The 8,344-nt window shown below is 29.9% G+C and carries 7 protein-coding genes; 6 read left to right on the top strand and 1 reads right to left on the bottom strand.

The annotated features are described in order from the left end of the window. Positions 1-404 (bottom strand): RNA polymerase sigma factor (locus ACVC2P_RS19075; RefSeq protein ID WP_452600037.1); only part of this gene is annotated, 404 nt, incomplete at its 3' end. 183 nt (positions 405-587) lie between these two features. Here ACVC2P_RS19075 and ACVC2P_RS19070 point away from each other — a divergent pair. The 6 genes from ACVC2P_RS19070 to ACVC2P_RS19045 all read left to right on the top strand — a co-directional run bounded on the left by ACVC2P_RS19070 (position 588) and on the right by ACVC2P_RS19045 (position 8,238). Then, positions 588-1,556: a hypothetical protein gene (locus ACVC2P_RS19070; RefSeq protein WP_452600036.1), complete on the top strand. Its 969-nt coding sequence runs from the start codon at positions 588-590 to the stop codon at positions 1,554-1,556. A gap of 114 nt (positions 1,557-1,670) precedes the next feature. Then, positions 1,671-3,638 carry a DUF7849 domain-containing protein gene (locus ACVC2P_RS19065; protein ID WP_452600035.1) on the top strand — a complete coding sequence of 656 codons (1,968 nt, stop codon included), beginning with the start codon at positions 1,671-1,673 and terminating at the stop codon, positions 3,636-3,638. 15 nt (positions 3,639-3,653) lie between these two features. Continuing rightward, the gene (locus tag ACVC2P_RS19060) at positions 3,654-6,236 is read left to right on the top strand and encodes a CHAT domain-containing protein (RefSeq protein WP_452600034.1); all 2,583 of its coding nucleotides are present in this window, start codon (positions 3,654-3,656) and stop codon (positions 6,234-6,236) included. Next, positions 6,229-6,675: a retropepsin-like aspartic protease gene (locus tag ACVC2P_RS19055; RefSeq protein WP_452600033.1), complete on the top strand. Its 447-nt coding sequence runs from the start codon at positions 6,229-6,231 to the stop codon at positions 6,673-6,675. The genes ACVC2P_RS19060 and ACVC2P_RS19055 overlap by 8 nt, the downstream gene beginning before the upstream one ends. Before the next feature lie 65 nt (positions 6,676-6,740). Beyond that, positions 6,741-7,382 (top strand): response regulator, encoded by a 642-nt coding sequence (locus ACVC2P_RS19050; protein WP_452600032.1) that lies wholly within the window; start codon positions 6,741-6,743, stop codon positions 7,380-7,382. Positions 7,383-8,052: 670 nt separating this feature from the next. Next, a complete protein-coding gene (locus ACVC2P_RS19045; RefSeq protein WP_452600031.1) occupies positions 8,053-8,238 on the top strand; it encodes a hypothetical protein in 186 nt (61 codons plus the stop codon). Positions 8,239-8,344: the final 106 nt, after the last annotated feature.

The following is an 8,344-nucleotide window of genomic DNA, read 5'->3' as shown; positions in this document are numbered from 1 at the left end:
AATTTTTCAAACATGGTATTAAATAACGCTTGTTTTTCTCCAAATAATGCGGTTTCTAATGCTAATTCTTGAGCATCGTCACCTTTAGATAAAACAGTTTCATTAATTGTTACCTCTTTAGCATTCTTTTTTAAAACATTCAACCATTTACGCTTACATAACAGAAAGAAATAGGCATCAAAAGGACAGGTAATTTGTAAGTTTTTCTCCTTTGCCTGATTATATATAGTTATTAATGTTTCCTGTATAACATCTTTAGCTTGATCTACACTACCGTTATTTTGCTTTATATAGTTAATCACTTTAGGTGCAAATTTATCGTAGATAGTCTGTATAATAAAAGAATTGTTTTTAAGTAAGCCTTCTATATACTTCTGGTCTTCGTGTATTTTTTTACCACTCATAACCTCTTATTTGTAGACAGTTAATAAACGAATTTAAAAAAACTTAATAAAATAAAGGTAACAATTTTAAAATGGTTTTGATATAAGGTTGTAAGTGCTAAAAAACAAATAAACACTTATAAAGGGTAACAATAATATTACTCAATTGATATGAAGATGTATAACAATTAAAAAACAAGCATTATGAAAACTTTAAAAACAATTTTCGGAATTTTATTTTTATCAATCTTATTTACAAGCTGTCAAACTAGTGATGACTCAGACATTATCACTTCAAATCCAGTTCCTAGCGCTCAAGATTTTAGTAATATAAGACAACAAGCGTTAGAAAACCAAACACAAAATTTTCAGTTTGATGGTAGTGACGGAAATATTACACTAACCTCTACTAAAGGTGTACAAATAAACATTAATACTAATTGTTTAACTCTAAATGGCAACCCTGTTACTGGAACAATAGATTTAGAATATGTAGAACTTTTTGAAAAAGGAAACATGCTCTCTACAAATAAACCAACTATGGGTACTTTACCTAATGGAGATAAAGCCATGTTATTATCTGGTGGGGAGTTCTTTTTAGAAGCCACACAAAATGGCGCTGCCATAGATATAAATTGTAACATGCAATTAGTTGTACCTAGTAGTTTAACTGGTGGAGCAGACCCAGCAATGACATTATGGAATGGCACTATAGATGCAGAGGATAATTTAACCTGGGATGAAGTTGAAGACGTTACAGGGCAAGGTGGTGTATTTGTAGAAGGTGGTGAATATTATGCTTTTTTAGAAACATTTGGTTGGACAAACATAGACAGGTTTTATAACGACCCTAGACCAAAAACATTAATACAAGCACAAGCACCAGATGGCTACAATTATACTAATAGTGCTATCTACTTATCTTACGATGGAGAAGATTCTGGCTTAGCATCTTTAGATACTTACGAAGCTGGGTTATTTAGCGAGCACTACGGGCAAATCCCAATTGGGCTAGAGTGTCATGTTATTTTTGCGACAGAAGATGATGGTATCTGGAGGTACGCTATAAAAGCAGTTACTATAGAAGCTAATGATATTATTACATTTACACTTGGTGAAACAACACTAGCTACAGAAGCAGAATTTATAGACATTATAAATGCTCTACCATAATTTTAACCTCTATTTAATTAAAGCCAGACTCCCCTTCTGGCTTTAATTTTATTTTATCATCTGCATTAGCCCCATCAGTTTTCGTATATTTAAATGTTATTAAGCCAACTCGTTATGAAGACATTACTTACAATATTATTCTTCTTTACTCTTTCTTTCTCATTAATTGCTCAAGACGTTCAAGTTATTGACACCACTAGAGGTACGGTTATTATAGATTATAAAAAAAATGAAAACGCTGTACAATTCTCACCAAAAACGCCGCCTTTAAATCAAATTGCTGGTGCGCCAAAAGCGTTCTACTCTCATTATTGGGAGTTTGGAGATGGCCAATATAGCAAAGCCGGAAAGCCACAGCATAACTATAAAAAAGCTAGAGAATACGAAGTGAAATTATGGACTACAAATAACTATGATACAGGAAAACCTCCAGTAGCAAGACCAAAAAAAATAAAAATAGAAAAAGATGCCACAGCTTATAACGAAGAAGCTTCTATGACAGAGGAGTTCTCCTTACAACGTAACCGAGAACCTATGCCCGAAGAAGACATTGTTGTTATAATGAGTTATAAAAATGCTAAAAATTATAGTACTAATGGTAAACTATACCTTTTCTACAATGAAGAAAAATATAAAGATGATAATTTTGAATTAGTAGAGACTAGATTACACCACAACGAAAAAAATGTAAGCCACGAAGACGCAGTAGTATTATCTAATCAAATAGATGAAAATAATAGTTACTATGCATCGGCAGAAAAACAACTCTTTCAATTAAGTTCAAGAATTCAAGATACTACCGATAAAAAAAACCTAGAATTAACACTAGCAGAAGCAAAAGCTAGTTATAAAAAATCAAGTACATTAGAGTTTAATAACATGAAACCTAATGAAGAACGAAATATATTTTACACCTTTAAGACTACACCAGAAATGCTTAAAGACACAAGTGCTATTATTTCTATTAGAGGCGTTTATGTTCCAGATGACAATTACAAAAACCATAAGGTGAAAACTATGGAAATGGAGATTGTAACATCGCACGACCCCAACAAAATGTCATCTAACGCTACATTTTTAAATTATAGATTGGTTCGTTTTAAGCGCCCTAAGTTTAAAATTAAATTTCAAAATAATGGAGAGGGTCCTGCTAAAACCATTAGATTAGAAACCGACATTCCAGATATGTTCGATAAGTCTACTATTAGGGTGGAAGACATGTACCCCAAATGTAAAATCTGCCCAAAAGAAAAAGAAGTAAGATATAGTTGTTTAGACACCACTTATACAGACAAACAAGCCATTTTTACTTTTAAAAATATTTATTTACCAGGAAGCGAACAAAAAAATGTAAAAGAATACGACTCTACCAAAGGCTTCGTAAAATACAGTTTAAAATTTGCTAAAGATTTTCACAAGAAAAAAACAAAATCTAGAACTGCTATTATTTTCGATAAAAACGACCCAATAATAACAAACTATTCCACAACCAGATTTTTACCTGGCATTTCTATTGGTGTTAAATCTGGCTACAATGCTTTTGGAGATTTAAAAGAATCTAGAAGCTATTTTATTGGTGCGACAATCTCTCCATACAAATCGTATAAATGGTATTGGCAAGTAGAATTATTAAATAGTTTCCACCAATACAACGCAGGGACAACAATAACAGAAGAATTAATATCTATAACCGCTGGTGGAGAACAGCAGTTTCAACGCACAACAACACATACAACTTACAATAATATAGATTGGGAAGTTCCTGTTTTAGCCAGATATAATCTTAATAATTATATAGGTTTTGGAGCGGGGTTACAAGGCATGATTTCTATTAGTGAAAAAGAAACACAAAACATATTAATTGAGCGTTTTGAAAGCATCAATATGCTACCAGGCGTTCTAGTAAGTAGTAACGAAAGTAACAATGAATCTAAAAAATCATTTACTAACCTAAGAACAGGTTTTTTAATAGAAGCTACTGCCGGATTTGCAAGAATAGGCCCAAGTGTTGGAGCTCGTTATGTTTTTAACTCCAAAGCAAACAATAATTATATGCAATTCTACGCCATTTGGAAATTTTAACGCTTAATATAGTCTATGAATAAACGCTTCCTTGTATTATTATTTTTATGTTATTGCAAAGTCTTTTCTCAAAATTTAGAACATCAAATTTATGAAGCTACAGAGTCGTTTAATAATGCAAAAACTGAAACAGCATTACAAACACTGAACACTAAAATAATAGATTTTAAAGCTAAAATTAAAACTAAAGATGAGCATTTTGCTTTTATAAACCTACTGCTAAACAAGGGATATTATTTAGATAAAAACAACAAACAACATTTAGCTGTTGCTACTTATGAAGCTGCTTGGTTGCATTACAAGAAAGAGCATATAGCTAGTCATTTTCAATTCGACATTGTCGAGTATTGCCTAATCCCATTAGGAATTCTCTATCATAAAACAAACAATTACACCAATGCAGAAAATATTATTAAACATTATATTTTTCTTGCAGAACAACAACAAAACCACTCTCATGTAGCATCTGGAATAATTAATTTAAGTAACCTATATCAAAAATTAGGGAAACATAAACTGGCTATAGAAACGGCAAACAAAGGTTTACAAATTAAAAACTTAAAACCACTGCAAAAAAGAAAGCTTACAGCTATAAAATCTAGAAGTAATATTCGTTTAAATAAAACTAGAGTGTTTGTTGATGATGCCATTGTTAGCAACAAACTTCCAAGCAGTACAGATTTATATACTAAAGCTCAAATAGAGTACGAATTAGCTTACAAACAAGGTGATTATGAAACCGCTTTAAAAAAATTTAAAACTCTAAAATCTATAGGCGGTAACAAAATGGCTTCTGCAAGAACACTTGCCAAACTTAATATTCAAGAAGCACATTTATATAAACTTTTAAACGATAAAAATACAGCTGCAAAAAAATTAAAAAAAGCGCTTCGTATTTTAATTCCAAATTTTAATAGCAATCAATTACCAAAAGAAACCGATTTATTTCCTGAGAATACATTTATAGACCTTTTTGATGCCTTAGCAGAATTGCAAATAAATAAGGAAAACGCTTTACAATGTTATAAACTAAGTTTTTATGCATCTTCTTTATTAAATAAAGAAATTACATCACAAACAGGACAACTTATACAGTTAGCTAATAACCGTAAACGCAGTGAAAAATGCATTCAGTTATTGTATGAGTTAAGCCAAACTAATGAATCTACTACACACATTGAACAAGCCTTTATTTATGCAGAACAATTTAAATCTAGAGTTTTAAAAGAATCAATAAATAAAAAAACACTTTTAGAAATACACCCTAACGATAGCTTATTAAAACAAGAACAATATTTTTTAAAACAACAAGAACAACTTACAAATCAATTAATAAAAACACCCTACAACTCTAAACAAAAAGAACAAATAAGTTTATTAAGAGATACGTTAAATACTATAAGCATTCAATTAAAGACATTACAAAAAGACATTAATAAAAAGTATAATACTAATAAAGAGCAATCCATTTCATTAGTTAATATTATTAACAAACTTAAAAACGATAACGCAACTCTAATTGTATATTTCTATGGTAGTAACGCCATCTTTCAATTCATTATTTCAGAACAAGCTATTGAGTTAAATCGTATCCCTTTAAACAACCATACAAAGCGCCAAATTATAGAATACATAAATTACTTTGAAAACGCATCAACCATTAACAATAATATTGTGGAGTATACTACCAATGCCTTTTCACTATATAAAACATTACTTTTTAATAAAGTAAAAGACAAAACCAATCTAGTAATTATACCTGATGGCTTTATTCATTTTGTTCCATTTGATGCGCTATTAACATCCAAAAGCAATAGCCTAAAATACGAAAACATGCCCTTTGTTGTTAAACTGCACAAATTAGCATACAATAGTAGTGCATCGCTTTATTTAAAAACGGAAGACAACAGCTACAAAAAAAGAGTATTAGGCGTGTTTCCTGTTTTTAAAAACTCCAATAAAGCGCTAGACTATTCTATACAAGAAGCAACAAGCGTAGAAAAATATATAAATGCTAACCTATTAATGAACGCTAAAGCAACTAAAAAAGATTTTGTTGAAACCGCAAACAATTATAATATTCTACATTTATCGACACATGCAAAAAGTGGAGACTTTATCACCCCAGCAAGTATAGATTTTATAGACAGCTCATTAACCATAAATGAATTATACGCCATAGACTTAAAATCTAACCTTGTAGTATTAAGCGCTTGCGAAACGGGTGTTGGACAATTAAAATATGGAGAAGGTGCTATGAGTCTAGCTCGAGGGTTTCAATATGCTGGTGCAAAAAATATTTTATTTTCACTTTGGAAAATTAGCGACTTATCGACTTCGCAGATTATAGACTCTTTTTACAAAAACTATAGTAAAAATAATTCGGCATACCTCTCTAACAACCAATCCAAATTAGACTATTTACAAAATGAAGACATCACTAATATTAAAAAATCGCCTTATTACTGGAGTGCTTTTACTTTTTATGGAAACTTAACAAAACCAAAGAAAGACAATTACGAATATTTATTTATCATTGTAGTCTCAATGCTTTTAGTATTACTTTTATTTTTAGGATTTAAAAAACGAAATGGATAACACACTTCAAGAATTTTTATTAAGCAAAGGCTATAAAAAAATTAAATTAAAATTAACAAGAACCAATCATTTTGAAATAAAAGCTACTATTAACAATGCTAAAGGTGTTTTTATTTTAGATACAGGAGCCTCAAGCAGTTGTATTGGTTTTGAAAACATCGAACTTTTTAATTTAAAAGTTAAAGACTCAAAAATAAAAGCTGCTGGTGCCGGAACTACAGATATGGTAACCCAAATATCTAGAAGAAATACAATTAAAATTGGGCGTTGGAAAATAAGTAATTCATCTTTAATACTTTTCGACCTTACTCACATAAACACGGCACTTATAAATCAAGAGACTAATGCAGTTAACGGTATAATTGGTGCAGATATTTTAAAAAAAGGCAAAGGAATTATTGATTACGAAAAGAAATATCTATATTTAAAACCACTATAACCTTTCGGTTTTATTAGAAATAAAAAAGACCTAAAAGAGTATTAATTATAAATTTATCCTCATTAATGAGTGTATCTATTGTTATTGCAGATGATCATCCTCTTATGTTAAGAGGCTTAAGTGGTTATATTTCATCTAAAGGGTACGACATTGTTGGCAGCGCAGAAGATGGCCAAACGGCATATAACCTTATTGTTAAGCATAAACCCGACATAGCCATTTTAGATATACAAATGCCATTTCTTACAGGTTTAGAAATTGCTGCAGAGTGCAAAAAAAATGAGCTCAACACAAAAGTGATTTTAATTACTTTCGATAATCAAGAAGAGCTATACGACAAAGCTGTAAACTATGGTGTTTATGGCTATATATTAAAAGAATTTGCTGTAGAAGAAATAGAAAATTGTATTGAGCATGTTAAACGAGGAGAACCATACTTTAGTGAAGAAATTGCCTCTTATCTTAATTCTAAATTAAAATATACCAATTCGACTATTATAGAACTTTTAACCAAAACAGAAATTAAAGTGCTTCAAGGTTTAGCAAATAATAAAACTAGTAGTCAAATAGCTGAATCCTTAAACAGCTCCGCTAGAACGGTAGAAAAACATAGAAGTAATATTATAAAAAAACTAAAACTAGAGAAATCCAGACATGCTTTATCGGTTTGGGCCAACATAAATAAGAGTTTATTAAAAAACACGTAGAACTACGTATTTTTAAGTACCATTTTCGTTTTATATTTGTCTAGCTATTAATCGTCAAATTCTCAACAGGAATTACAAAAGCTCTAAAACACTAACAGTTTAGAGCTTTTTTGCTTTATATTCTTTAAAATCTGTTTTGAAAAAAATACGTAGATCTACGTATTTCACAGGTCGAATATTCCATTTATCTTTGTTATGCTAATATATTAATGATATCACAAGAAGAGATTATTAAAGGCTTCAAAGCAATTTGTTTTGAGGCCTTTCTTTATATAAATACCTATTCTCTTTTGTATTAAAAAAAATACGTAGATCTACGTATTTTATAATTCAGATATTCCTTTTATCTTTACAATGCTATTAATTGATTTTTAGGGAGAATCACTAAAAGCTTCAAAATGATTTTATTTTGAAGCTTTTTTTATTGTACATAATTAGGCTCCTAAATATGTTAATAGTATTCTTAATTATGAAAACTAGCGTTTTACTACACGCTTAAAAATGATTACCCAGTACTAAAAAAACATTAAAAAACGCTGTAAAAACTAGTGTTTACAACACCTAACAGACGAAATAGGTTTCTAAAAAAAATACGTAGTTCTACGTATTTCATAACTCATTTAATCATTTTATCTTTACAATGCTATTAATTTAATTCTTAGGGAGAATTATGAGATTACTCTGCATCCACTGGATGCAGGGTTTTCAAAATCAAAAAAAAGTAAGTGTGCAAACTATTAAGATTATGGAAAAAATAAAAGGAGAAAATAACAAGAACTTAATTATAGGTGTTATGATTATAGCTGTTATTGTTATTTCAATTAACATCGTTGCGGGTTTTATTTTAACCGCTTAAAAGAATAAATACTAAAATCTTATGTCTAGTCCTAAATAATCGATACAGATTAATAAAGGATTAAATTTATTATTTAAAGCTGAACAATCCTATGATTGTTCAGCTT

It is taken from the genome of Pontimicrobium sp. MEBiC01747 (genome assembly GCF_053601635.1).
Note: the sequence above shows the minus strand (reverse complement) of the source record. Positions and strands in the feature narration are given on the sequence as shown.